At 39.2% G+C, this 25065-nt stretch carries 32 protein-coding genes and 1 riboswitch; of the genes, 10 read left to right on the top strand and 22 right to left on the bottom strand.

Annotated elements, in window-relative coordinates; translation table 11 throughout:
• Window positions 1-82 precede the first annotated feature (82 nt).
• Window positions 83-1099, bottom strand: coding sequence for a LacI family DNA-binding transcriptional regulator (locus tag ACNJYY_RS07185; protein WP_416731164.1), 1017 nt, complete (start codon window positions 1097-1099; stop codon window positions 83-85).
• 154 nt (window positions 1100-1253) lie between these two features.
• Between ACNJYY_RS07185 and ACNJYY_RS07180 the strand changes: the two genes are divergently transcribed.
• Together ACNJYY_RS07180 and ACNJYY_RS07175 are read left to right on the top strand one after the other, a co-directional pair.
• A complete protein-coding gene (locus ACNJYY_RS07180) occupies window positions 1254-2342 on the top strand; it encodes an AI-2E family transporter (RefSeq protein ID WP_416731163.1) in 1089 nt (362 codons plus the stop codon).
• Window positions 2343-2361: 19 nt separating this feature from the next.
• Window positions 2362-3213 carry a DUF1206 domain-containing protein gene (locus ACNJYY_RS07175; RefSeq protein WP_416731162.1) on the top strand — a complete coding sequence of 284 codons (852 nt, stop codon included), beginning with the start codon at window positions 2362-2364 and terminating at the stop codon, window positions 3211-3213.
• Window positions 3214-3304: 91 nt separating this feature from the next.
• On the opposite strand, the gene ACNJYY_RS07170 is transcribed toward ACNJYY_RS07175, so the two are convergent.
• The 9 genes from ACNJYY_RS07170 to thiD form a co-directional block, all read right to left on the bottom strand.
• Window positions 3305-4540 carry an MFS transporter gene (locus ACNJYY_RS07170; protein WP_416731161.1) on the bottom strand — a complete coding sequence of 412 codons (1236 nt, stop codon included), beginning with the start codon at window positions 4538-4540 and terminating at the stop codon, window positions 3305-3307.
• Between the two features lie 255 nt (window positions 4541-4795).
• Window positions 4796-5377, bottom strand: a complete 582-nt coding sequence (clpP, locus tag ACNJYY_RS07165; RefSeq protein WP_066392681.1) for an ATP-dependent Clp endopeptidase proteolytic subunit ClpP — start codon at window positions 5375-5377, stop codon at window positions 4796-4798.
• 15 nt (window positions 5378-5392) lie between these two features.
• On the bottom strand, window positions 5393-5602 hold the full coding sequence (locus ACNJYY_RS07160; protein WP_416731160.1) for a hypothetical protein: 210 nt from the start codon (window positions 5600-5602) through the stop codon (window positions 5393-5395).
• The gene (locus ACNJYY_RS07155) at window positions 5599-6183 is read right to left on the bottom strand and encodes a winged helix-turn-helix domain-containing protein (protein ID WP_416731159.1); all 585 of its coding nucleotides are present in this window, start codon (window positions 6181-6183) and stop codon (window positions 5599-5601) included. Before ACNJYY_RS07155 ends, ACNJYY_RS07160 begins: the two co-directional genes overlap by 4 nt.
• A 197-nt stretch (window positions 6184-6380) precedes the next feature.
• Window positions 6381-6620, bottom strand: a complete 240-nt coding sequence (locus ACNJYY_RS07150; protein WP_416731158.1) for a hypothetical protein — start codon at window positions 6618-6620, stop codon at window positions 6381-6383.
• A gap of 69 nt (window positions 6621-6689) precedes the next feature.
• Entirely contained in the window at window positions 6690-7202 is a 513-nt protein-coding gene (thiW, locus tag ACNJYY_RS07145; RefSeq protein WP_416731822.1) for an energy coupling factor transporter S component ThiW, read from the bottom strand.
• Window positions 7203-7204: 2 nt separating this feature from the next.
• Window positions 7205-7882, bottom strand: a complete 678-nt coding sequence (thiE, locus tag ACNJYY_RS07140; protein WP_416731157.1) for a thiamine phosphate synthase — start codon at window positions 7880-7882, stop codon at window positions 7205-7207.
• Window positions 7879-8781, bottom strand: a complete 903-nt coding sequence (thiM, locus tag ACNJYY_RS07135; protein ID WP_416731156.1) for a hydroxyethylthiazole kinase — start codon at window positions 8779-8781, stop codon at window positions 7879-7881. Before thiM ends, thiE begins: the two co-directional genes overlap by 4 nt.
• Entirely contained in the window at window positions 8768-9592 is an 825-nt protein-coding gene (gene thiD / locus ACNJYY_RS07130; protein ID WP_416731155.1) for a bifunctional hydroxymethylpyrimidine kinase/phosphomethylpyrimidine kinase, read from the bottom strand. Before thiD ends, thiM begins: the two co-directional genes overlap by 14 nt.
• A gap of 85 nt (window positions 9593-9677) precedes the next feature.
• Window positions 9678-9783, bottom strand: a riboswitch (TPP riboswitch).
• Between the two features lie 367 nt (window positions 9784-10150).
• On the opposite strand from thiD, the gene ACNJYY_RS07125 reads away from it, so the two are divergent.
• Complete coding sequence (locus ACNJYY_RS07125; protein ID WP_137790020.1) at window positions 10151-10381, top strand: IDEAL domain-containing protein; 231 nt, start codon at window positions 10151-10153, stop codon at window positions 10379-10381.
• A 129-nt stretch (window positions 10382-10510) separates the two neighbouring features.
• On the opposite strand, the gene ACNJYY_RS07120 is transcribed toward ACNJYY_RS07125, so the two are convergent.
• Window positions 10511-11416, bottom strand: a complete 906-nt coding sequence (locus ACNJYY_RS07120; RefSeq protein ID WP_416731154.1) for a DUF4349 domain-containing protein — start codon at window positions 11414-11416, stop codon at window positions 10511-10513.
• A 193-nt stretch (window positions 11417-11609) separates the two neighbouring features.
• Here ACNJYY_RS07120 and ACNJYY_RS07115 point away from each other — a divergent pair, with 193 nt between their 5' ends.
• Window positions 11610-12638, top strand: a complete 1029-nt coding sequence (locus ACNJYY_RS07115; RefSeq protein WP_416731153.1) for a YecA family protein — start codon at window positions 11610-11612, stop codon at window positions 12636-12638.
• Between the two features lie 62 nt (window positions 12639-12700).
• On the opposite strand, the gene ACNJYY_RS07110 is transcribed toward ACNJYY_RS07115, so the two are convergent.
• On the bottom strand, window positions 12701-14023 hold the full coding sequence (locus ACNJYY_RS07110; protein WP_416731152.1) for an APC family permease: 1323 nt from the start codon (window positions 14021-14023) through the stop codon (window positions 12701-12703).
• A gap of 156 nt (window positions 14024-14179) precedes the next feature.
• Window positions 14180-14356 carry a hypothetical protein gene (locus ACNJYY_RS07105; protein WP_416731151.1) on the bottom strand — a complete coding sequence of 59 codons (177 nt, stop codon included), beginning with the start codon at window positions 14354-14356 and terminating at the stop codon, window positions 14180-14182.
• 229 nt (window positions 14357-14585) lie between these two features.
• On the opposite strand from ACNJYY_RS07105, the gene ACNJYY_RS07100 reads away from it, so the two are divergent.
• Genes ACNJYY_RS07100 through ACNJYY_RS07090 form a run of 3 tightly spaced genes read left to right on the top strand, consistent with a single transcriptional unit; the run spans window position 14586 to window position 16202 of the window.
• Complete coding sequence (locus ACNJYY_RS07100; protein WP_416731150.1) at window positions 14586-14897, top strand: PadR family transcriptional regulator; 312 nt, start codon at window positions 14586-14588, stop codon at window positions 14895-14897.
• Window position 14898: 1 nt separating this feature from the next.
• Window positions 14899-15447, top strand: a complete 549-nt coding sequence (locus tag ACNJYY_RS07095; RefSeq protein WP_416731149.1) for an HAAS signaling domain-containing protein — start codon at window positions 14899-14901, stop codon at window positions 15445-15447.
• Window positions 15444-16202 (top strand): DUF4097 family beta strand repeat-containing protein, encoded by a 759-nt coding sequence (locus tag ACNJYY_RS07090; RefSeq protein WP_416731148.1) that lies wholly within the window; start codon window positions 15444-15446, stop codon window positions 16200-16202. Before ACNJYY_RS07095 ends, ACNJYY_RS07090 begins: the two co-directional genes overlap by 4 nt.
• 44 nt (window positions 16203-16246) lie before the next feature.
• On the opposite strand, the gene ACNJYY_RS07085 is transcribed toward ACNJYY_RS07090, so the two are convergent.
• From ACNJYY_RS07085 to ACNJYY_RS07065, 5 genes are all read right to left on the bottom strand, one after another.
• Window positions 16247-17044 (bottom strand): DeoR/GlpR family DNA-binding transcription regulator, encoded by a 798-nt coding sequence (locus ACNJYY_RS07085; RefSeq protein ID WP_416731147.1) that lies wholly within the window; start codon window positions 17042-17044, stop codon window positions 16247-16249.
• A 246-nt stretch (window positions 17045-17290) separates the two neighbouring features.
• A complete protein-coding gene (locus tag ACNJYY_RS07080; protein ID WP_197222420.1) occupies window positions 17291-17614 on the bottom strand; it encodes a nucleoside triphosphate pyrophosphohydrolase in 324 nt (107 codons plus the stop codon).
• 66 nt (window positions 17615-17680) lie between these two features.
• Window positions 17681-18712: a hypothetical protein gene (locus ACNJYY_RS07075; RefSeq protein WP_416731146.1), complete on the bottom strand. Its 1032-nt coding sequence runs from the start codon at window positions 18710-18712 to the stop codon at window positions 17681-17683.
• Window positions 18713-18817: 105 nt separating this feature from the next.
• Complete coding sequence (locus tag ACNJYY_RS07070; protein WP_416731145.1) at window positions 18818-19927, bottom strand: GGDEF domain-containing protein; 1110 nt, start codon at window positions 19925-19927, stop codon at window positions 18818-18820.
• Between the two features lie 177 nt (window positions 19928-20104).
• A complete protein-coding gene (locus ACNJYY_RS07065) occupies window positions 20105-20386 on the bottom strand; it encodes a hypothetical protein (RefSeq protein ID WP_137790028.1) in 282 nt (93 codons plus the stop codon).
• A 209-nt stretch (window positions 20387-20595) separates the two neighbouring features.
• On the opposite strand from ACNJYY_RS07065, the gene ACNJYY_RS07060 reads away from it, so the two are divergent.
• Complete coding sequence (locus ACNJYY_RS07060; RefSeq protein ID WP_416731144.1) at window positions 20596-21003, top strand: phage holin family protein; 408 nt, start codon at window positions 20596-20598, stop codon at window positions 21001-21003.
• 3 nt (window positions 21004-21006) lie between these two features.
• Here the strand turns inward: ACNJYY_RS07060 and ACNJYY_RS07055 are convergent, their stop codons facing one another.
• Both ACNJYY_RS07055 and ACNJYY_RS07050 read right to left on the bottom strand, forming a co-directional pair.
• Window positions 21007-21264, bottom strand: a complete 258-nt coding sequence (locus ACNJYY_RS07055) for a flagellar biosynthesis anti-sigma factor FlgM (protein ID WP_171005494.1) — start codon at window positions 21262-21264, stop codon at window positions 21007-21009.
• Entirely contained in the window at window positions 21261-21521 is a 261-nt protein-coding gene (locus tag ACNJYY_RS07050) for a hypothetical protein (RefSeq protein WP_416731143.1), read from the bottom strand. Before ACNJYY_RS07050 ends, ACNJYY_RS07055 begins: the two co-directional genes overlap by 4 nt.
• A gap of 244 nt (window positions 21522-21765) precedes the next feature.
• Here ACNJYY_RS07050 and ACNJYY_RS07045 point away from each other — a divergent pair, with 244 nt between their 5' ends.
• Entirely contained in the window at window positions 21766-23067 is a 1302-nt protein-coding gene (locus ACNJYY_RS07045) for a purine/pyrimidine permease (RefSeq protein ID WP_416731142.1), read from the top strand.
• Window positions 23068-23114: 47 nt separating this feature from the next.
• Here the strand turns inward: ACNJYY_RS07045 and ACNJYY_RS07040 are convergent, their stop codons facing one another.
• Both ACNJYY_RS07040 and ACNJYY_RS07035 read right to left on the bottom strand, forming a co-directional pair.
• Window positions 23115-23993, bottom strand: coding sequence for an alpha/beta fold hydrolase (locus ACNJYY_RS07040; RefSeq protein ID WP_416731141.1), 879 nt, complete (start codon window positions 23991-23993; stop codon window positions 23115-23117).
• Window positions 23994-24389 carry a hypothetical protein gene (locus ACNJYY_RS07035; protein WP_416731140.1) on the bottom strand — a complete coding sequence of 132 codons (396 nt, stop codon included), beginning with the start codon at window positions 24387-24389 and terminating at the stop codon, window positions 23994-23996.
• A gap of 118 nt (window positions 24390-24507) precedes the next feature.
• Between ACNJYY_RS07035 and ACNJYY_RS07030 the strand changes: the two genes are divergently transcribed.
• Entirely contained in the window at window positions 24508-25062 is a 555-nt protein-coding gene (locus ACNJYY_RS07030) for a DUF402 domain-containing protein (RefSeq protein ID WP_416731139.1), read from the top strand.
• Window positions 25063-25065: the final 3 nt, after the last annotated feature.

Genomic DNA, 25065 nt, shown 5'->3' with positions numbered 1-25065 from the left:
ATGTGTGCTTTGTACGTAAGCGTTTTACGTAAACGTTTACGTAAACCCCAAATAAAAATGAAGCTTTGAGTAAACCCGTTTTTTACTTGTCACGAAAATCACTGACTGATTGCCTTTCCACAATGGTAAATGGCATATAACGGCTTTTTGCTTCTTGTTGTTTACCTTTAATCAAACTGACTAGCATTTCACCTGAGGTTTGTCCCATATCTTTTAACGGCTGAGATACAGTCGTTAGTGGCGGATAACACATCTCAGCAATCTTCAAGTTATCATAACCGATGATTGATAGTTCCTCTGGCACCCTTATTCCTAACTGATGTGCAGCAGACATTGCACCAATGGCCATCTCATCACTTGCTGCGAATAATGCGGTCATGTCAGGAAGTTCTTTTAGCAGAAGTGGCAGTGATTCTTTTCCGTTTTGAAAACGATAGCCCTCATTTTTTGTAATATGATTGTCAGTAAATGAAAGACCATTACTCTCAAGAGCTTTTTGAAATCCTTGCATCCTTGGTACTCCCGCTATCGGGTCCTCATCGCTTCCGCCGATCATACCGATCACTTTATGACCTTTTCGAATTAAATACTCAGTAGCTTGAAAAGCTCCATCAAAATCATTGACTCGAACAAATGGCAGATCGTATTTGGATGACGCCGTAGAAACAAGGACAACAGGTACTTTCATCTCTTGAAAGATTTTATAGTACTCTTCTTTAACATCTTCTGAAGCAAAGATGATACCATCAACTCGTTTTTCTTGCAGCAGCCTCAAATACTTCACGGTTCTCTTTCCGCTTGAAGTGGTGTTGCAGACGATTACGCTGAATCCTCCGTCATGCGCTGCATTCTCTACACCTTCTAATACTTCTGACGAGAGCATTCCGGACACATCCGGAAAAAGAACCCCGATCGTCTGTGTCCGCTTGTTGATGAGACCGCGTGCGATCGCGTTAGGCTGATAGCCGAGTGCTTCAATTGATTGCTGCACTTTTTTCTTTGTTTCCTCCGAATAGCCAGGCAATCCGTTCACAATTCGAGATACTGTAGCGATTGAAACGTTTGCATGCTTGGCAACATCTTTTATTGTCGGATTCAAAACATCTCCCTGCTTTCTTGTTACGTAAACGTTTACATTTACACTTTCAATCTATCAGCGCTCTTAGAAAAAGTCAATTATTTTATTATCAAAATAAGATTACGAATTACTAAAAAGGGAAAAGACTACTAATATGAAATGGAGGTCAGATTTAATGTGGTATCAGCACTCATTCTTTAAGTACGCCGCAGGTTCAGTCTTACTGTTAACCATCCTTTATTTACTAGGAAAAATTGATTACCTGCTTGACTTCCTCTATCTCCTAATATCTAGCGTTTTCTTCCCTCTATTTATTGCAGGGTTGCTTTATTATTTGCTTAGACCAGTCATACGATTTTTGATCAAGAAAAAAGTTCCTAAATTTGTAGCGATACTGGTCGTGATGGTCGGATTGATCCTAGCCGTATCAGGTATTGCTACGTTAGCAGTCCCCGTTGTAGCCGATCAGCTTTCTAATATAACAGACGATTTCCCAAAGAAGATTGGTGAAGCTACTGAAAAAACAGGTACGATGATTACAGGCAGCAAAAAATCATTCGTCGATAGCACTCATATAACAAAATTAGCCACACAGCGGCTTGAAAAGTTTACGGATACCGTATCAAAAGATGTGATTGCACTTGTAGCTACATTGACGAACATCGCCTTAGTATTATTAGTGGTGCCTTTTATCCTCTTTTATTTGTTGCTTGACGACAAGAAGTTTTTTAATTATTTTTTAATGTTTGCTCCTCATCACATGGAGTATGAAGTTGCAGCTATTTTACGAGATATTGATTCGACGTTATCTTCGTATATTAAAGGACAAGTTCTTGTGGCATGGTTCGTCGGCATCTTTATGTATGCCGGTTATTTATTGATCGGGTTAAAGTTCGCTTTAGTTCTTGCTCTTTTTGCTGTTCTAACGAATGTGATCCCCTTTTTAGGACCATTTATCGGTGTATTTCCAGCTCTTTTAGTAGGTTTGATCCAAGACCCTTTTATGGCAGTTAAAGTCGCTATCGTAACGCTAGTTGTACAACAAGTAGAGGGAAATATTTTGTCTCCTCAAATCATGGGAAAACAGCTTCGTATCCATCCGCTTACCATCATCCTAGTCGTACTCATGGCAGGTGCAGCATTTGGATTTATCGGTCTGCTTTTAGCCATCCCTACTTATGCGGTTTTGAAGACGATCATCAGTAACGTGTACCGAATTTACTTGTTATACAACCCACCAGAGACTAGAAGTAATCTACTCTGAAAGGAGAAACGTGCTCATCGTGAAACAGCCTTTTGTAAAAGAACCAACATTCATAGATAAAATGAAAACTCATTATGAATCGTATCGCCCTTGGGTCCACCGTTCTGCTCGTATCGGGTATCTTTCAAAAGGTATCGTTTACATCATCATCGGCATTCTAGCGCTAATCATGTCTATAGGAAAACACCCGAATGAAGCGAGTTCAAACGGAGCACTTTACACAATCGCTCAACAGCCATTCGGCCCCGCATTATTAATTGTGCTTTCATTAGGTTTGAGTGCATTCGCTTTTTGGCAGATTGTTAAAGCTCTTTTCGATCCTGAATGTGCAAATCACCATTGGAAAAGATGGTTCAACCGATTAGGTTTTTTAATCATTGCAGGGATCTACATTGCAATGTGTATCAGTTCATTACGCATCTTGTTTCGTGCAAGAGCAAAATCTTCTGATGAAACATACCAAACACTTTCAGCACAGATGCTCTCACAGCCCTTTGGTCAGCTATTGGTCGCGATCGGTGGTATAGTTTTTGCTATTACAGGTATAGTCTTTATGTTTCAAGCCTTCACACACCGATTTAAACGTGATTTAAAGAAGAATGAAATGAACAAGAAAGAATGGAAGTGGAGCGGTTACTTCGGAACACTCGGAATGGCAGCACGCGGAATTGTTTTTATAATCATTGCATTCTTTCTCATACGAACAGCCGTTTTGGCTGATCCAGATGAAACGCGAGGTTTGGATGGTGCACTCCTAGAACTTGCCTCACAGCCGTTCGGCCCTGTTCTTCTCGCCATCGTAGCAATCGGCTTTATTTCGTATGGTATTTTCATGTTCGCAAGTGCTCGATATAGACGATTGAATAACTAGACAAAGGCCCCGGTCTCTTAAGAGACCGGGGCCTTTGTCTTTGTGGGAAAGACATTATGAAGAATTGTCTTTCTTGGGGGTCTGACCCGGGTCAGACCCCAGAAGACCATTTCTCAAGCGTTTTATCTGTTGGCAGCATAACAGTCAACAATCCGACTAACGGCAAGAAGCTGATCAAAAACATCGTGTTTGAGATGCTTGTAACGTCAGCGACCTTACCAAGCACTACCGATCCGAGCGCTCCCATACCAAACGCCAAGCCTACGATCAAACCTGATACCATCCCTATTCTGCCTGGCACTAGTTCTTGAGCGTATACGACCGTCACTGAAAAACTCGTGTTCAAGATAAAGCCGATCAAGAAGAACAATGGAATAACTGCCCATAATCCTACATGTGGAAGAAGTAATGCGAGTGGTGCAGTTCCGACCATCGACCAAAAAATCATGTTCCTCTTTCCTAGCCGGTCTGCAATCGGTCCTCCAAAGAATGTTCCGAGTACTCCGGAGGCCATAAAAACAAATAAATAAACTTGAGCTTGTCTAATCGTTAAACCATAATCATCGATCAAGTAAAATTGATAATAGTTTCCGATGCCAGAGAAATACCATGAACGAGCAAATACTAAAAACACCAGTAATGCCATCGCTCCAACTACTTGTTTTTTTCGCTTTCTATCAATCTTTTTCTTCTCGCCAGTTTGCTTTTGAACGCGAGGAAAATGCACGAGCTGTTTAGCATACCAGCCTGAAACATAAAACAGTACAAAAATAGCAACAGCCGCCAGTGAAGTAAACCATACAGCTCCAAACTGTCCGAGTGGGACGAATACGAGTGCCGTCATCACAGGAGCGAGTGAACTGCCTGTATTGCCTCCTACTTGATAGATGGATTGAGCTAGCCCTCGTCGGTTTCCTGCTGCCATATAGGCGACTCTAGACCCCTCAGGGTGAAAAACAGCAGACCCTAAACCGATTCCAACAACCGAGAGTATGATCATGTAAAAGGAATCTGCAAACGCGATGCCTAACATTCCTATTAAACTCGCCATCATACCAACAGGCAGTATATAAGGTGAAGTCGTCCTATCCGTATACCAACCAATCACTGGCTGCATGATAGAAGAAGTGATGTTTAAAGTAAAAGCGATCCAACCAAGCTGAGTAAATGAAAGATTCATTGATTTCTCTAAAATTGGAAAGATGGCTGGAATAACCGCCTGCATAGAGTCATTTAATAAATGCACAAAACTTATCGCAAAAAGAATAGAATAGATCGTTTTTTGCTGGTTAGAAGTATCTGTTGACTTGCCTGTGGTAGCTGACATGCTTCATTCCTTCTTTCGTTTATCTTTAGATACTCATAAACTTATACACCTATGTAACTTACATTAGATTACCATATTCAGCTTGATCAAAACGAAATGTCATACATCTGAAGTTCAAAATGAAACAAACACCCGTAGAGAAAATCTTAAAACAAGACGGGAAATAAATTGTTTGGGGACTGACCCCCATCAGTACATAAGAAAGCCAGTCGTTGATCACGACTGGCTTCCATGCACTTATTTCTCTTCTATTTCTTAGATCTTCTCGATCACTTTATCAATGATCCCGTATTTCAATGCTTCTTCTGCAGACATGAAATAATCACGATCAGTGTCTTTTTCTACTTTCTCGATCGGTTGACCCGAACGGTCAGAGATGATCTTATTCAACAACTCACGAGTCTGCAGGATGCGCTTCGCGTGAATTGCCATATCGGATGCCTGCCCCTGTGTTCCGCCTAATGGCTGGTGGATCATAACTTCTGCGTTCGGAAGCGCGTAACGTTTTCCTTTAGCACCAGCTACCATGAGTACAGCTCCCATTGATGCCGCCATCCCGATACAGATCGTTGAAACATCCGGTTTGATGAATTGCATCGTGTCGTATATCGCGAGACCTGCTGTAACAGATCCTCCTGGTGAGTTGATGTAGATGGAGATATCTTTATCTGGATCTTCAGCAGCTAAGAAGAGCAATTGAGCAACGATAGAATTTGCCACGTTATCATCGATTGCACTTCCAAGCATAATAATTCTGTCTTTTAATAAACGCGAATAAATATCATAAGACCGCTCTCCACGGTTTGTCGACTCTACTACCATAGGGATTAGATTCATCTGTTTTCCTCCTAGTTAGGCTGCAATTGCCATTGGGTTTGTATTTGTTTTTGGTGAAACATGTATTTTACCAAATCCTGACGTGATAAAAATGATCTTTGCCGGCTCCTGCACCGTTTCTGTTTCTTTCACCTGTACTTCCGTTTTCATAGGAAGAATGTTCGCATCCTCATTTGCCGCTTCAGGATTAATCGGGAAAACAGTACCTTTGCTCTTCTTATTCACGTTGTGCCGCCTCCTTCAGGTTTTGGGTACATCGCCATTGAAACGTGATACACTTTTGCGTTCTCTTCGTTTGGTCTGTGGTGTTTTTGTATGAGAGTGGTGAGCATATCTGCATATTCCTGTAAAAAAGCATTGCGGTGATCCATGGTAGAAAGTGCGAGTTCCATTTCCATTACTGCGCTTGGTATCTCTTCATCCTCTGATTGCTCCATCAAAGAAATGGCATCCCGCTTCATCTTCTCTGTAAGTGATAACACATGAGCAAGGGCGGTTTGATCTTGGAGTTTTTTTATCGTGTCAGAAGAGAGACCTAATGAATCTGACAATAAAAAAGAACGGCCGGCACTTACATATAGAATTTCTACAAGGTTTCGAACATTCCTTGTGCCCGCCCGAACCACAAGGCCCACTTTTTCCAGTGCTTTAAGATGATAATTAATCTTTTGAGCGGAATCGTTCATTCTTTTTGATAGCTCTGTCGCAGAACGCGGCTCTTTCAACAAGCTTATGAGCTCAGATCTTACAGGATGCAATAGCGCAGCTGCTTGTTCCGGTTCTGTGACAATAAACGTCTCTGGCATGCTTTGATTCCTCTTCACTCTCATCACCTCACTTCACAATAATATGTGTTCAATACGTAAAAATATTTCTTTACGTAAAATTATATTATTACGTTCAGTATCATTTTGTCAAAGATTTGAAAAAAATATACGTATGCCTAAAAATAAAGAAAACAGACTGAATTTCATTTCAGCCTGCTTTCTATACATTTTATTTTTTATACAAACGGTACGATCCCAAGAATGAAAAAAATCGTAGCCATTCCTGTGTTCAACCAAAACTCAGTTTTTTGATTAAAAATTTTACGCTCAACCGCACGAAAGATAAAGATCACCATCAAGATTGAAAATAGTACAGTGGGATTCTCCCAAGTCTTACCGTTATAAATAGCCAAAAGCGATCCTAAAAACATAAGAACCATCTCTGTATACACCCAGGGTTTTGGACGTTTTTTCATCCGATCTCCCCCCTTATTCAGGTTGATAGTACACATTGTACGGTATGTGAGCCTATCCGGTGCATAACTTCATAGAGCTTTTTCTTCGCTCGATCCTAGCCAGTTCTTTGCCGCTGCATTTTTAAGAAGAAGACGGAGAACTACAAACCCGATCACTCCACCAACGATAGAGCTGACCAAAAAAGGAGTGACAAAAAAGAATGCACCCGTTTTTGATCCTAAGAAAACGGTAGCGACCGGCACTGCTATAACAGCTCCTATAATTCCAGTCCCAACCCATTCCCCTATTACTGCGAACGTGTATTTTCTTCCTTTTTTATAAAGGTAACCCGCCAAAAATGCACCGATCATTCCTCCCGGAAAAGCAAGCAGAGAACCGATTCCAAACAAGTTACGCAGCAAACCAATACTGAATGCGACGATTACCGCCGGAATCGGTCCGAGCATCACACCAGCCATCACGTTGATCGCATGCTGAACGGGAAACGCTTTTGCTGCTCCAGCAGGAATATAAAACAAATGTGAACAGATCGTCCCGATCGCGACTAACATAGCCATTACAGTAAGTTTTTGAACAGATATCTTCACTTCACTTCTCTTTTCGCTGTTTCAATAACAAAAAGCAGGTTGCTTGAAGCAGAAGAAGGATCAACTGCACCACTTATTTCTGAGATTACGGCTATACCATCTGCACCTGCTTTAATGACTTCACTCGCGTTTTGCAGCGTAATCCCGCCGATACCAACGAGCGGAATATTCACTTGATTACTGCGAAGATCTGAGATTAGACCAACGCCTACAGGTTTCTTCGCATCAGGTTTTGTACTCGTCTGATAGATCGGGCCTGCACCAATATAATCAGCTCCATGTACGATGGCATCCTTTGCCTCAGCAAGTGTGTGAGCAGACACACCTAGAAGTTTACCTTCTGTTTCTTTACGAATATAGGACAGATTACCATCTGTTTGACCAACATGAAGGCCATCCGCATCAACAGCTTTCATCAAATCCAGATCGTCATTCACAATAAATAGCACATCATGTTTGTGGCATATTTCCTTTGCACGCTTTGCCATTTCTAACTGTTTCTGACCACTTAAACAGTTAACACCTTTTTCACGAAACTGAAACGTTGTAATTCCACCTTGAATCGCTTGCACAAGAATACGATAAAAATGTTCTGGTGAAGAGCAGTTCATCGTTCCTGCTACATAATAGAGTGATAGATCTTGTTGCAAACGTGTCTTCGATTGGGTTTTCATCGATTCGCTCCCTCCTTCAATACGTGATCTTGCCAGTGGATGGATCCGTGAAATATCTCATGAGTAGATTCTAAACTATAGAGCTGATCGAGAAGGTTCTGCTGAAAGCTTCCAGGGCCTTTGGCCGTTTTCACAGCCTCTTCAGCCGCTTTAGTGAGCATCAATAGTGCAAGTGCTGTTCTTTCTAGTATCGGCAGGTCTACTTTATCTCTTGTAACTTCTTTTTTCTGATTTCCCTGATAGAGAGCTACCATTGATGTAGCAAAGCATCCTGTCCCGGTGACATAGGAAAGCATGGGATCTCCATGAGAGAGAACGATTGCCCTTTCACCATCTGAAATAACATCTTTAGTTCCAGTCATGGCGATAAGACAACCTGTTTGCTTCGCAGCAGCTGCAGCAAGCTTGATGAGATCCTCTTCCGAGTTGGCTAGATCACCATCTACTCCTCTGCCTTCCCATGCCCCTTCAGCCAAAAACTGCATCTCCGCAGCATTACCGCAAATTGTCAGAATTGTTCGGGGTCTGACCACCTTCAATTCTGAATATTCAAACAACAACTTTCTTACAAGCTCTTGCCTGAACGATGATAATCCTATCCCCACTGGATCAAGGACTACAGGCACTTCTGCATGCATTGCTCTTCGTAAAGCGAGTATCATAGATTTCGCTGATGCTTCATCTAAAGTACCGATGTTTAGCACTAAAGCATCAGCCACACTTACTGCTTCTTCGACTTCACTTGCTTCATGCACCATCATTGGACTTCCTCCTGCAGAGAGGACACCATTAGCTAGAAAGTTCATGGTTACGTTATTCGTTATATGATGAACGAGCGGCTTTTCTTCTCTGATCTGTGATACGAACGTTTTCCATTCTTGTATTCTAGTATTGTTCATGTGTAACCCTCCTATAAGCGAAATGATTGACCGGTCCATGACCTGAGCCAACATCGATTCCATGTTCGATAGCAGTTTGTATATATTTTTTTGCACTCGCTATCGCATTCTCTGCTTTCTTACCAGAGGCAAGCTCAGCTGCTATAGCCGCTGAGAACGTACACCCTGTTCCGTGTGTATTTTTAGTATGAATCCGCTTCTCTACAAGTTCGATCATTTCAATGCCATTAAAGACAAGATCTGATACAAATTCACCATCTCCAAAGTGTCCACCTTTAACAACAACATGATCAGCACCAGCGTCAAATAAAACTCTTGCCGCTTCAATTCTAGCTTCACTGCAGTCTATCTTTATCCCTGTTAATGCTTCTGCTTCTGGAATGTTAGGTGTGATGATTTTTGCGAGTGGAAGCATGCATGTTTTCATCGCTTGAAGTGCTTCTTCACCTAACAGCGTTGCGCCCCCTTTTGCGATCATGACTGGATCGACCACTACGTTTTCCCATTGAAATTCCCTTATCATATATGCTGTTCTCTCGATATACTCACCTGAAAAAAGCATTCCAGTCTTAATGGCATCCGGCGTCAGATCAGTCCCTATTGACTTTAACTGAGCTTCTAATCCCTCTATTGTCACTGGAAATATCCCTTGGACACCTGTTGTGTTCTGTGCAGTAACTGCAGTAAGAACCGACATACCGTACACACCTAATTCTTGAAACGTTTTTAAATCAGCCTGAATGCCTGCTCCCCCGCCACTGTCTGATCCTGCGATCGTGAGGGCTTTACTTACTTTTATCAAATGTCCCATAATTTCTACCTCCTAATTTTCTATGCAAAAAAGCCACCCGCTTATTTAGCGGGTGGCTTAAAATTTCAAATCATAAAGGAATGATAGTTTATCCACGCCGCTTCCCTACGCCAGTATGAACTGGATCAGGTTCAAAGGGTCGAAAGTCATAACCTTCTCTCAGCTTAGAATAAGCACCCCTAGCGAAATAACCATATTGAGTTAACACAATCCTACTCATACATAAACAACAATGTCAATATTTTTAAGGTTATCGGTTTCAAAAAGTTTAACCCTCTTAAAATACGGGGAAATAATAACTAACACAGAATTACAACATAAAAAACATAGAAATAAAACAATCGTAACAAATAGTTTTTACCAGAAATAAAAATGACAATTCATTAACATTTTTCCCAGAAGGTGGTGAAATTCAGGTACTTTAGAAGCAATAAAGAAATTTTTTCTGAATTTTCAAACAAAATGGTTGTCATTAGGCATCTTGCTCAGTATACTAGTAGAAACCTAGAAACATAAAAGGTTAATTGGATAGGGAGATAATTTAAGGAGGGAAACAGGATGAAAGACAAAAATGCTTCTTTTAACAAGAACCAAAATGAGATGGTGCAGTACAAACAACAAAAAAGAGACCCATTTGCCTTCAGCCTTATTGCCCAAATGGTACTGGATGAGGCCCTTCACAATTATTACAGAGAGTATTATGAAAGAGAAATTGACAATGCCTTGGATACAAAAGATAAAGAACGATTCATGAAATTGAGCGCAGAGTACAAAGCGTTTCTCAGTTAGTGCTTTTGGGCGGCACACTCTATAAAAAGTGCCGTAAAAGCCAAAACACCCTTTCAGCATACGGTTGAATCATCCGTGCTGCAGAGGGTGTTTCTGACGTCCCCGTTCCTGACAAGTTAAAACTTTTTTCTAATTAAGGGTTGTCGGTGATTCCGGCTTTTTCTTTTGCTCTTTTTTCCGCTTCGACCACCACACATTAATCACAATGGCTACGATCACCCAGACCGGCGCAAGACCCAATAAACTTACTACTACAAACGAAATAGCAGACATTAAAAAGTTAACTGTATCCATAAATAAGACCTTCGTTTTTGCCCACGTATCTAAACCTTCTGTTTGAAGTGCTTTCGCATTTAAATTTTTCACTTCAAATTGTATCGTAACAGTTGAATAATCACTTTGGTTTTGTAAAAAATTCAAACGCCCCTCTACCTGTTCGATCTCTTCTTGAACAGCAGCCAGATCACCCGATATCTTCAACAAATCTTCTGTTTTCTGAGCATTCTTCATGAATGCTTCAAGCCGCTCTCTTACTTGCTGTTTGGCTTTTAACCGTGAAGATAGATCAACGTATTCTTCCGTAACATCTTCTCCACGAATATTTTCGTTTGGAGTCCCCTTACTCAAACCTCGAACCTCGTCTAAGAAAGGACGAAAACTTTTCATCGGCACACGAACAACCATCACACCAGATTCATAATCTTTCTCTCCTGTACTCGTGTTCGACTCAACCATATATCCGTCCATTGATTCTAACTTTTTCCGAACGGCTTCCATCGAGGTTTGTAATCTATCTACTGTAATCTCAAGATCAGCGTGATAGATCACTTTTCTTTGGTTCTTCATTTGTTGCTCATCTTTTCCTTTTTCAGATTCAGAACTCTGACTTTCTTCTGTAGAGGTATCCATGTTTGCTTCAGACTTGCTGCCACTATCTCGGTCTATTGCTTTATCACTTTTCGAACTGCTGTCGCTGCTGCATGCACTCAACAAAAACACAGCTATGAATACCCACATTTTCCATCTCTTCCACATATCGTAATTCCCCCTTTCTCGCTTAGACGCTCTCTACAAGAAAAAGGTTTCAGTTCCCAAAAAACCAACCTATTGAATGATTTTTTCCGAGACATTTTTGTGATAAAATAGTGTCTGATGATTTGTAGTTTGAAAAAAAACCGATTTATGCTAGTATGTACAGGATAAGTAAGTGGTTTACTGGAGGAATAGCATGTCAATGATAGGAAGAAATGATCCGTGCTATTGTGGCAGCGGAAAAAAATATAAAAAATGTTGCTTACATAAAGAAGAGCAAACACGTGAAGTATCCTTTCATCAAGAAGGACTCATCAAATATGCTCTAGAGAACTATCAGCAGGATTTAGCTGCACGTACTTCTAAGTATGTGAAAAAATACCCTGTTGCTAAAGAGCAAGAACAAACATACGCAAACATTGCCGTTTGTTGGGAGATCTTTTGCTCAGAGATTAAGGAAAACAAGACCCCTGTTCAACTTTATGTAGAAAAAGTGAAGAGTTCTGTTAAACCAGAAGTAGCTGAAATTCTAGCTGGCTGGACAACGGCTACACCTTCTCTATATAAAGTTTTAGAGCAAAAGACAGGATTCATTTTTACCGTTCAGGATATTTGGACAGAGGCGGTGTATGATGTCACGATCAATGCTGCTGAAAAGCCAAAAACAGAAAGTGCACTACTTGGAACACTCGTTTCAAACGGAATCAACCATGAGTTTTACGTTGGATATGTAGAAATGCCGATATCTGAACTTCCGCCGCTAAAAACAGCGATAGAAAAGATTCAGCCTCAACAAGATCCAAAAGTTACATTCAAGAACGAATTCCCTGCTGTTCTGCAACTCGCTTTGATCGATATTAGTGCTGGTGTACCTCAATCTCAAGTTGAGAAGAAGGAGACTGACGCTATTTCTACCAAAGTTGAAAAAGCAGAAGAAGCCGCGGATTTTAAAGATGAAAAATACAATGCTGTAACCGAGCTCGTTAAAGCGAATGCCGAAACAGAAGTTGTAGAAGAAGCAGAAAAGCTTTGGAGTGAGTACGTTACAGAAAGCAAACCTGCTATTCGTAAAGAAGAGATTTACGCTGCTGCCCTTGACTATCTCGTTTCAAAAGATATTCGAGGAATCGCTTCTACTCAAGCAGAGACAGCTAAAAAATATGGTGTATCACCTGCTAGTCTATCCTCGCGATATCGTGAGATGAAAGAACTTTTAAGCGTATAACGTTTTTTAACTAACCCGCCTGATGCCTCAGGTGGGTTTTTTCATAAAAAACAAGACCCTCTCTAAAAAGAGTCTTGTTTGTTATTTCGCTTTAGCCAATAATACACAGGAAGTCCCGCAACTGTAATAAAGATAGCTGTAAAACTATCTAAAGGATCGTTTAGTATCGTCGAGACAACGATGTACAAAGAGCCTAAGATCGCAAAAATAGGAACGACAGGAAATAGCGGAACACTGTAGGTTCTCTTTTTATCACGATTCCGATTGCGCAGTTTGAACACAGCATAAAACGCAAAAATATAAAAAATGTATACAGCAAATATCGCCATTTCTGATAAATAGTCTGGATCAGTTACGATCATCATGATGATCGCGATCACGACTTGTAAATACGTAGCAGCAATAGGTGTACCATATTTTTCACTAACCTGACTAAACGTTTTTGACATCGGAAGCTGATTTCGTTCTGCCATTGCAAAAGGAACACGTGGAATGGTTAAGATCTTACCGTTTAAACAGCCAAAAATTGATACTGCGATTCCAACTGCTATTACCTTTCCGCCTAGTGGTCCAAATAGAATCGTTGCTGCTGATGCCGCCGAATTCTCTCCTAGTCTTACAATTTCTGATGCAGGCAAAATGTGCAGAAGTGCAACATTAACCAGCAAATAGGCTGCCATGACGACTAAGATTCCACCAATGATGGCTTTAGGTAACGTTTTTCCTGGATCCTTCATCTCACCTGCTACAAATCCAACCATCAACCATCCATCATAAGCAAAAAGTGTCGCAAGGATCGCTGCACCCATTGAAATCTCTACAACTGCTCCACTTGAAGCATTTAAGATTTGTTCGTTTCCTTTTGTTATCCCAAAAACAATAATCAAACCGATCGGAACCAGTTTTCCGATCGTGAATAAATTTTGGATAAAACCTCCATACTTCGTTCCAAAGTTATTGATAATCGTAAGAAAAAGAACGGTACCTATACCAATCCAAGGTCCAAAGGATTCATCCCACGAAAACAAGTTCACCATCAACGAACCGAAGTATAATCCTAAAGCCCCGATAACCGCTGGACCATAAATAACAGTCTGAACCCAACCGCTCAAGTATCCCCAAAGCTTACCGTATACTTCTTCCATATAGACATACAAGCCACCTGTCTTTGGAATTTGAGTTGCTACTTCAGCGATCGTTAACCCGCCTGCTAACGTGATCAATCCTCCAAGAGTCCAGGCTAATAGAGCAAGATTTGAATTTCCTGTATATTCGAGAACACTTCCAGGTTTCATGAAAATGCCTGATCCAATAACCGTTCCAATCACGATGGACATGGCTACAGAAAGCCCGATATCTTTTTTCAACGCTGTTTCTTGATTCATGTTGTGTTCACTCCTTAAAAGACCTTAAAAAAACGAATTGTCCATCTGAAAAAGACTAGTGTCACTTTAACACATACAATTATCAAATGTCACTACTTCTTTAAAAAGACAATTTATTCAGTTTTTTTAAAAAGTGTTTCTAGAGAGTGATAGTGCTTAAAGTTCCTTTCTGCGCATTAACTGTTTTTTTATGAAAGCTTTCTCTATCAGATCATTAAGCTGTCGTTCTAGCTCCTTTTTTTCTTGAGCATCTGTTTCATGCCTTATCTTCTTCTTAAGTTCACGAATCATAAGCTTTTCTTCTGATGAAAAATGAGAAGAATGCAGCATCATGTTCACCTCATTTCAGATTTGATCCACTGAACCTCCCACTGTCTAAAGGATAAGATAATCTGAACACGAGAACATTGGATGTGTCATATAATCTGACACTTTTTTTATAAGTTTTTGTCCTTTTTCAAAAAAACCAAATATAGGCTTGAGTTCATTTACTATAGATGGTAATATTTGTTTTTACAGTACCTTGCAATAAACAGTACTAAGTAAAGTGGTGATGTGATTAGTGAATGTTCAATTTAAAAAAGGAGTACTTGAACTATGTGTTTTAGTTCTTACTTCACAAAAAGACCGCTATGGCTATGAATTGGTAGAAGAAATATCTAAGAAATTTGAGATCTCAGAAGGCACGATCTATCCACTCGTTAGAAGATTAACAAAAGAAGGTCTATTTTCTACTTACCTTATGGAATCAACCGAAGGACCACCAAGAAAGTACTATAAGATTACGGAAAAAGGCCAAGAGATGAAAAAGGTCCTTATTGATGAATGGTCGCTGTTCACAAAAGGTGTAAATGAAATGTTAGAGGAGGAATAACGTGGATAAGAATCAATTTTTTCAGCAATTAGCTAAGCATATAAAACCACTTGGAGCTCGTGAACAAAGAGAAGTTTTAGATGATTACGAAGAATATTTTGAGATGGGCTATGAGAGCGGAAGAACAGATGAAGACATCATCTCAGGGTTAGGAAATCCACTCAAGATTGCAAAGGAGATCATGGCACAGTCAGAGATTACAAAAGCAGAAGAAGATCCTTCTTTAACGAACGTCTTTCGTGCGGTAGCAGCAACATTGGGATTAGGTTTATTTAATCTTGTATTTGTCCTAGCGCCGTTTATCGTATTATTATTGTGGCCGTTCATTATGATCGTACTATCAGCTGCCTTTCTCGTCTCACCTATTCTTTTGCTCATTCAAGACGGTTTGTCACTCATCTTCTTAAAAGAAATTTTTCTTATTCTTGGATTAGTAGGTCTAGGTCTCTTATTACTTGTAGGATCGATCAGATCTTCAAAAATAGTTTACAAGCTCACCTTAAGATACCTTACGTTCAACCTAAGAATCATTAGGAGGAAATACTCATGACCAAAAAGATTTTACGAACAGCATTTATGTTGATTGGTATTTCAATTATTGGAAACGTCCTTCTCTTTATGATGGGGGAATCTCCCTTTAATATAACGAAAATTAATGAACAAAAATCGATTGCTGCATCATCTATTAAAGAGGTTACAATTGAGAGCAGTGTGGGTGACATATTCGTTCTTCCACATGATGGTGACAAAATAAATGTATCGATGAAAGGGAAAACGGAAAAGAAATACTCAGATGACTTTTCACTCTCTGTAAAAAAGAATAATAACAAGCTAATGATTCAAGCAAAACAAAAAAAGAAGACAAAATTATTCTCCTTATTTTCTGGTGATTACGAATTACTCGTTAAGCTTCCAAAAGCAGATTATAAACGCCTTCAAGCAATATCTGATACATCAGATATTAACATGCAAGATATTGAAGCTAGTAACATCAAACTTCAAACAAATTTAGGAGATATCTTTCTTAAAGACGTGACAGGAGCCGTTTCTGCAAAGTCTGATGTGGGTGATATCGACATACAGATACTTCATATAAAAAAAGATATTATTGCTAAATCAAATCTTGGTGATATTACGATTAAAACTAAGAATGAACCTAAACAATTACGAACAGATCTGAGAAATACAATTGGGGACGAAAAGATCAACTTACCAGGTTTAAAGAATGGTTCAATAGAAACTGGCGGACCTCTCGTGTTTTTATCTTCAGAAGTCGGAGATCTCGCTTTGATGATGAATGAATAATAAAAAGACCTCCACACCGGGGGTCTTTTTATTGTTTAAGAAAATTATTCTGTTTTTGAAGCTGGTTGCTCATGGCTTAACTCTGATTGAGCGATAACGACAGAAACTCCTTGTTGTTCAATAGCTGATAGATGGTCTCTCGGTGCATCATCATCTGTGATAACAACATCTACATTCGTAACAGGACCAACTTTTGCAAAAGCGTTAACTCCTATTTTGTAATGAGGAAATACACCTATTACTTTACGAGAGACCTTTCCAACAGCACTCATAAAAGCAGCTACTTCTGGCGTTGCCGTACTTATCCCTCTTTCGGAGATCCCGCCACCTGTAGCAAATGAAACATCAAAAGAATACTGACCGATGAGATTGGTTACTAAAGCATCCGTCATGTTGCCTGATTGCTTCACTTTTCCACCGACCATATAAAGATCAATGTTCTCATTCTTGCGAAGTGCATCAGCAGTTGCGAGTGAGTTGGTTACAACTGTTAATCGGTACTGAGGAAGATGCTTTATAATCTCATGATGCATGCCTCCTCCACTTAGGAAAATGGTATCGTTCTCTTTGATGTACTTCACAGCTTCCCTCGCAATAGCTTTCTCATACTTTGATCCTTCTCCAAAACGAACTTCATTCGGCGAAGGTGCTTTTTTTGCTTCTGTTACAGGAATAGCGCCACCATGTGTACGTTTAAGCAGCCCATTATCCTCGAGAGATGATAAGTCTCGGCGAATAGAATCAATTGAAACTTGGAGGGCATCTGATAATTCTTTTGCAAGCACTCTTCCTTCGTTCTTAAGCACTTCTAATATCTTTTCCCTTCTTTCTTCAGAAAACATAATTATTTCCTCCATTACCTCTTATTTCCACGTGGTACTGTAATCATATGCTGTTTCATGCTTGTTTGTCAACCATGATTTGCATTTTTTTTCCTGTTTTAAAATAAAACAAGCTAAAACAAGCACTCATGGCAGCTTGTTTTAGCCCGAATTGAAAGATAAATAGATTATTATATGGAAGTTTTCCAGTTTGTACTTCTGACAAATACAAATTCCTTCCATTTGTATTTGTCTGGGGTCAGACCCCTAGTCCTCTACCTTGATCAGGAAGAGGCGTTCGTGAAATCGGCCGTGTTTTCTAGCCTTTTCCTGCCTGATCTCATCCAGTTCTCTTAAAGTAAGTTCATGCACTTTCGTTAACGCGATTAAGATCTCAAACAGCTCTGCCAGCTCTTCCGCTGCATCTATCTCACTTTTAGCTTCACGATACTCTTTTACGCCTTCAGTAAGCTTTTTCTTAAGTTCACTTTCAAACTCCTGATTTCCAAGGATCCGAAAAGTTCCCTTCTTCCCCGCCTGTTCGAGCAGTTCTGGTATTTTATCTCTCACTAATTTATTGTAATACGCCATTGGCTCTTTTCCCTTCCAGCAATTTCACAGCATCTCAAAAAAACTTTCCTATATAAACGATATGCATCAAGTTAGTTTTTTAGCAGAAACAACCCCCAAAAAAATGATAGCGATCAAACCGAATACCGGATACAAATAATGAAGAAGTTCAGAATATCCTACCTGACTTAACAAGTAACTCCCTGTCATTAAAGCAAATAAGATGACTTGATTAGATAACCTGACATTTCTTTGCAACGCTCCTGCCAGCCCGAAGATGTTTCCGATCAGTGTCGAGAAGATCTCACCGTAGATCACGAAGACAAAAATATAATGAACTACTACACCAAGACTCCCTACTATTTCAGCAATCGGTATCTCATAGCTCATGACACGCGGAACAGAATAGAGCACATACTGGCTATTTAATAGAATAAACGTTAATCCTAGTCCACCTAAAAAACCGCCCCACTTAATAACCGATTCATCTTTAGCTTCTCGTGAAAGTGGAACAAGAACAGCTTGTGCCAAGGTTAAGTTAAATGCTGCATAGGCAAACGGACTTACAATCCATCTCCAATCACCAACAAAGTCTCGTTCAACAAATAACTGCCTTCCTGAAGAAAGACCAAACATGGATACTGACAATACGATAGAAAAAAATATCATGATGGGGACAATCAATGAGTTTGTCCAAAGAATCCCCTCTATTCCTTTTTTCATAACCAAATAGGTTACGAGTAACGTTAATAGGATACCCCATTGAAAAGGGAGATGCAGCTGTTCCCAAAACAAGGCTCCTGCTCCTGACAACATGACTCCAGTTACTCCAAAGAGCATGATCAGCATTAATATGTTTACGATTCGTGAGGCGACCGCTCCAAACAAATATTGATTCATCTCATCAAAAGAGGTTGCACCTAGCCGCTTTGCCATAATCATAAGCTTTGTACCAATCACGATAAAAAGAAAGCCACTGATCAGAATCCCCACAAACCCGGCTGAGCCGTATCTTGTAAAAAATTCAACGATTTCTCTTCCGGTAGCAAATCCAGCACCTACAACAGTGCCGATGTAAGTGGCGGCTATCTGCAGTATTTGTTTCATTCGACTACTCATGCCCTCACCTCCATGGCCATATCTTTTACAAACATATGCATGGACAAGGATTTTAGAAGAAAAAGAAAAAACAGCAAGATTTCTCTTGCTGCCATAGATCACTTATTAAATATGTATTGCTTCACTGTATCCTTCAGTTATTACCCTGTTCTTTCCCTGCCTCTTTGCAACGTACAAGCTATTGTCGGCACCTTCAAAGAATGCTTGTTTATGCATGCCTCTTCTGTACGTTTGTAACCCCGTACTGATTGTTATGTTCTCTTGCTTCACTTCGGGGTGCTCTAGCCTTTGTATGACCAATCGAACCTTTTCTAATAATGTATAGGCTTGTTCTTCACTTATATCATTTAAGATAACCACGAACTCTTCTCCACCGTACCGTGCGACAAAATCATCTGTGGTCACATTATCTTTTATAGCCTTCGCAATTCGTTTCAACACGATGTCTCCAATGCCATGACCATATGTATCGTTGATTTTTTTAAAATTGTCTATATCCATTACAGCTAAATGAACCGGGTAATGATACGTTTCCGCTTGAAGCAACAGCACGTCCATATATTCATAGAAGGCCATGTGATTGTACAAACCTGTTAGAGCATCTGTCTTCACTTGCTTTTCCATAATTGTCGATTTCACCATTAGATCTTGATGATCTGCTTGGGCTTTGTTCAGTTCTTTCACCATCTCATACCCTCGACTCATGATCCCAACACAGATAGCTGTTGAGGTTAAGAGAATACATATCATTGAGATCTGATCCATCAAATCATTCATGTTCTTTAAGACCGGATGGAAAGTCGAAAGCAGCAGATAGGTAATTGAGCTGAGAGCAAAAGATAACCATACTTTTTTCTTTTTAAAATATATCGTCGAAATCAACATAGGAAAGAACAGACTCGTATACATAACATACATTTCATAATGAATGCTGATTAAGATCGCAGAGAACATACTCGCTGTCCAAATTATTATGTAATCTATGTATATTGCTTTCTTTTTAAAACTCCATTCAGTCAAACTAACCATAAATATTAAAAGCGCTGTTGGCAGAACAATGTACATCCCTATAAACTCTTCTAATGGTTTAGATGTAAAAAAACTATTAATGACCTCTACACACACTGACACAAAGATTACAACCCAAAATACATTTATAATTTTCCGATTCCAGGCGATGTGATTTAAGTGTGCAGGCAGGTGTTTTTTCCCCAATACATTCACCTCATCTACACGTATCCATATTCATTATAACATTTTTTTCCTTCTTTCATTTTGTTTTCTAAATTATTTCTTTTCCAACACATAGCTCTTTTTCAAAAAATTTCTGCACATATAAAATGAAAACCGCACAGCAAAATGAATCTGCTGTGCGGTTATTTTATACATTATTTATTTGATTTTCACACGTTTCTTTTTAGGTAGTTTATCAAGGAGCCAGCCTCTGCCTACTTCACAAAAACGAATCGGCATCTCAAGTGTCGCGAGTATCTTATCCTTTCCATGAATGGTAAGTAATCCTGTCTCATCGTTCACTTGGTCAACAACCGCATTTTCGGTACCCGAGAGCGGAAACGCCCATTTGTTGTTACCAGAGTCCTTGATCTTAATCATTCTTCCGTCACAAGTTACTTTGTGGCAATGTGGAGGCAAGCCTAACGTAATTTTATTCATTGCATTTCTTTCCTCCCTTTCCGGATTTGTTTCATTGTAACAGATATAGTGCATGTCTGACTCCTTATTTTTTAAATTTTTTGACTATTTAACACATTTGAAATAATGCTTCAAAAAATTAGGGGACAAGTAGTAGGTACTCGCCAAAGCGTATCGTTTCGCACAAACATATACTATACAAATTGGAGTTCAAAGGGGGGAACAAATGAGTGGAAAAATGGTCCATGCTATACAATATGACTGTAGTATCATTAGGAGCAGTTGCAAGCTTCCTATTTGGTACACCAGGCATGTTATTCAAGACACTTATCTTATTCATTGTATTAGACTATTTAACCGGCATGGCTGCTTCAGCTTACGAAGGTAAATTGAACAGCAAAGAGGGCTTTAGAGGTATACTAAAAAAAATTATCATATTCGCGATCGTGGCAGCGGCCCATTCTCTCGACCAATTGCTAGGTGGAAACTATATCCACAGTGCCACCATCTTTTTTTATCTATCTAATGAATTGTTATCAATCATTGAGAATGCAGGAAGAATGAATGTTCCAATTCCTTCTATCATAAAAAATGCCGTTTCTCTGTTAAGACAGAAAAACGACAATCAAAATAAGTAATTGTTAATTGGAATAAAATTGTGAGATCTTTTTTGCGATCGCTTGCGCATCGATCTGGTATTCACCAGCATCAATGCGTTTTTTTATATCTAATAATTTCTTTTCTCTTATGTTCAATTGAGCATTTTCATGCAGCACTTTTGCTTCATTAGATATGTATAGTTCGTCTTTAGCAAATGATGGCGGCTTTACAGAAGGCTGCTGATATACTTTATTCACATCATATTTTCGCTGAACGGGTTGTTGTCCGTCAATTCTCATGATTTCACCTCTTCTGAATATTGAAATGTGCCAAGCCATTTCCATTTGTCATCATAATCCAAGTTGTCCAACAGTCTGAAGAAGAATTCTTGTCCTGATGTATCCCATTTTACTTCAAACTCATTTCCGTTTTCTTTATCCTTGCAAAAAGAATGAATCCACTCTGAAGTAAACAAGTAAGGCGTAAACTGTTCAAAGTCTAATAGATGTTTCTCTAACAATTGAATGACATCATCATGTGTAAGTTTATGCATCATTAGAATCGTCCTTTGTTTGTGGTCGTCTTAACCTGTGACTATATAATTCGGCCACAATCTATTTTTTGAGGGTATACGAAAAAAATATTTCACAAAATTTTCTAATATTCGTTGTTACCTTCTTGCTTTATTGAATTCTACCCGCTATCACAGTATGGATAAACCTATTTCCTTTCTACGAATCAAATGAAAGGTCTATAATGAGAAGTAAAGAGTAAAGAAATACATAACAGAAGGTGTTTACATGAAATTAACGTTCTCTTCTCTTCAATGGATGGTATTTATCCTTGCGGGTAGTTTAGTTGCTCCCATCGCTATTGGTGATGCGTTTGGAATGACACAAGCGGAAACCGCAGAACTATTACAGCGGTCATTCTTAATTATTGGTGCGTCTGCGATTCTTCAAACACTATTTGGTCATAAGCTGCCAATCAATGAAGGTCCAGCTGGATTATGGTGGGGTGTTTTTACAGTTTATGCGGGCATTGTAGCTTCTGGGGCATTAACGGTGGCTGACGGACTGCAGCAACTGACAGCCGGCATGCTGATCAGCGGAATCCTTTTTTTACTGCTAGGCATGTTTCGTATTATCAGTTCGGTCAGAGCTCTTTTTACTCCTTTAGTAACGGGTACTTACTTAATCCTTCTCGTCTCACAATTGAGCGGCTCTTTTATTAAGGGTATGCTCGGTATTGGGTATCTGCAGGAAGGCGCAGATACCAAAGTAGCTCTTACTTCACTCTTCATCTTAGTTTTGTCTATCGTACTTGGAAAATCCCGTGTGAAATGGTTAAGAAGTTATTCCATCTTGATTTCTTTGTTACTCGGTTGGGGACTTTTTAAACTCTTGAATTTAACAAAAGAAACGATGCATAGTAACATGATTTTTGCTTTTCCAGAATTATTCGCTTGGGGGATGCCAGAACTATCTTCTGGAACGATCGTAACTTCCCTATTCGTGGGAATGCTCTTATTAACGAACATGGTAGCTAGTATTAACGTAGTCGAAAAAGCCTATGAAACAGAAAACATTGATTATGAACCTATCAATTACAATCGCTCATCCATCATGATGGGGATAAACACATGGATAGCAGGTCTATTTTCAGCTGTTGCAAGTGTACCGATCTCAGGTGCTGCTGGATTCATCTTAACGACAAAAATGTTTAGCAAATTAGCATTCATCATGGGGAACGCACTTATTATCTTGATTAGTTTTTTTCCGCCACTTACCTTTTTCTTTGCCGGTATTCCTGCACCGGTAGGATATGCAACGATCTTCCTTCCTTTTTCGAGTATGATCGGTCTAGCTTTCAAAGAATATAAAAATGAATTAAAATCGGAAAACAATCTTTTTATTATCAGTACTTCCCTTATGGTTGGAATCGGAAGTCTCTTTATTCCTGCTGCCGCATTAAAAGATTGGCCCAATATTATCGTAACTTTACTAAGCAATGGCCTGATCATGGGGATGCTCACTTGCATGATTCTTGAACAGTTTTATAAACGCAGAAGTTCACATCAGCATGTCCAAAAAGAAGAATGAAATAGAAAATAAAGAAGGGCTCCCTTAATACTGGGAGCCCTTTTTTCTTAAAGTTTTTCTGAAACCGGAATTTCCGAGTGAAATTTAAATACAGCCTCTGCTAATTCTTTTCCATGATCAAACATCATTAAATGTGTCGTTTTTGGAATTACAACAGTCTCACTGTAAGGCAAATCTTTTTTTGCCAAATCAATAAACTTTAAAGATTTTTGAAAGTGATCTTCTTTTTCAGCAGGCAGAAATAAAACAGGAGACTGAATCTTCTTATACCAAGTTAAGAAATCTATATAATAGATTTCAGATATGATCTTTTCCATCGTTTTGCCGGTAGTAATATTGCCTACTTTTCCGTTCTCTTTCAGACGAGGTTCATACGCAGCAATATAATCAGCTCGTTCCTTGTTCCATGGTAACCATTGTTCTTGATAAACTTGTTGATATTCATCTACCGATTCGTAATCTGGATCCAATTGTCCTTCAAACTTAGCAAGATGCTCATCTAAGGTCTCATCGTAAAGACCATGCTCACCAGAATCATTTATGATCGCACCGTCTATGTTGGAAAGTGACAACACGCGATCTTGGCGCATCGCTGTGAAGTGTAACCCTATCATACATCCGTACGAGCTTCCTAAGAGATGAGCCTTATTAATATTGAAATGATTCATTACACTTTCTAAATCGTTTGCCGTGTCTTCGAATGAATACCCCTGATCGGGTTGATCAGATTTTCCATGTCCACGAAGGTCATAGCTTATTATTCTATAATGACTCTGGAAAAAAGGAATCACTGGATGCCATCCTTTAGCTGTTCCACCGAGGTAGTGAATTAAAATCAACGTATCCCCCGAACCGCCATAATCATAACCTGAAAGCATTGTGCCATCATGAGATCGTATCTTATGTTCTTCAAATAGAATATCCATTTATCTTACCCCCTCTTTCATACGCTTTTGCAGATTGGGTTTTGTACGAGAATTGATCTCGTTCAATTTATTTCTTATATCTTGTTCAATATCTCTTTGGAAGAACGTTGCAAATTTGCAAAGATAAGCGATGCTATCGGCAATTTCTTTTCCGATGTCTTCAGCAACTTCTTCCTTTGCGAGTTGAAAAGCTTTTTCCTCTTCAACACCTTCTTCTTTCATGTCATAGGCCCTATTTAACATTCTTCTTAATTCTTCAGCAATCTCCGCTATTTCAGTCGTTAATAACATGTGATTTAGCAAAAGAGATCCCGTACTCTTATCAGCACCTTCTTTACAAATCTCCCATCCTCTTTCCAATTGAAAATCCTCTAACTCTTTATGGATCTTTCTCATATTTGAAATTCCTCCGTTCTTCATCTTACCCACTACATAATTCTTCACATTTTTACAAAAACCTTTTTACATACTTAAATAATAGGGTATAATATTACCAAAATATGGAGGTTGTACAATGGAACGCAAAATGGCAAGCCGACCTAATTGGAAAAGAGTAACAGACAGACATTTTGAAGTAACGCATAAGGAAAATTCTTGTTTTAATGGGAAAGTAACAGCAATCCATCTCAAGCAAGTTTCTGAACCATTAATTGTTAACTATAAAGATCATGAAGTATGTATTGCTGACTCTGGATATACATGGATGCAGCATTTTCCAAAGGGAGAAAAATATACGATCACAACCGTATTAGATGGTAACGGGAAGGTTGTGCAGTTCTATATAGATATGTGTATCGATCATGGAGTGGATGAAAACGGAATTCCTTGGTTTGATGACCTTTATTTAGATATTGTTATCCTTCCTGATAAAGAACTCTTTCTTTTAGATGACAATGAGTTGATGGATGCATTCAACAAAGGGATTATTGATGAACATCAAATGAAACTAGCTCATGAGACAGCTCAAAAAATCATCGACATGCATAAAGAAGGAAAGTTTGAACAACTCGAAACATGCATCGAGCATGCTGAAGAATGGGTAAAGGAAAAAAGATTCATCCATAAGTGAAAA

It is taken from the genome of Fictibacillus tiangongensis (assembly GCF_048083785.1).
In the GTDB taxonomy this organism is placed as follows: domain Bacteria; phylum Bacillota; class Bacilli; order Bacillales; family Fictibacillaceae; genus Fictibacillus.
Note: the sequence above shows the minus strand (reverse complement) of the source record. Positions and strands in the feature narration are given on the sequence as shown.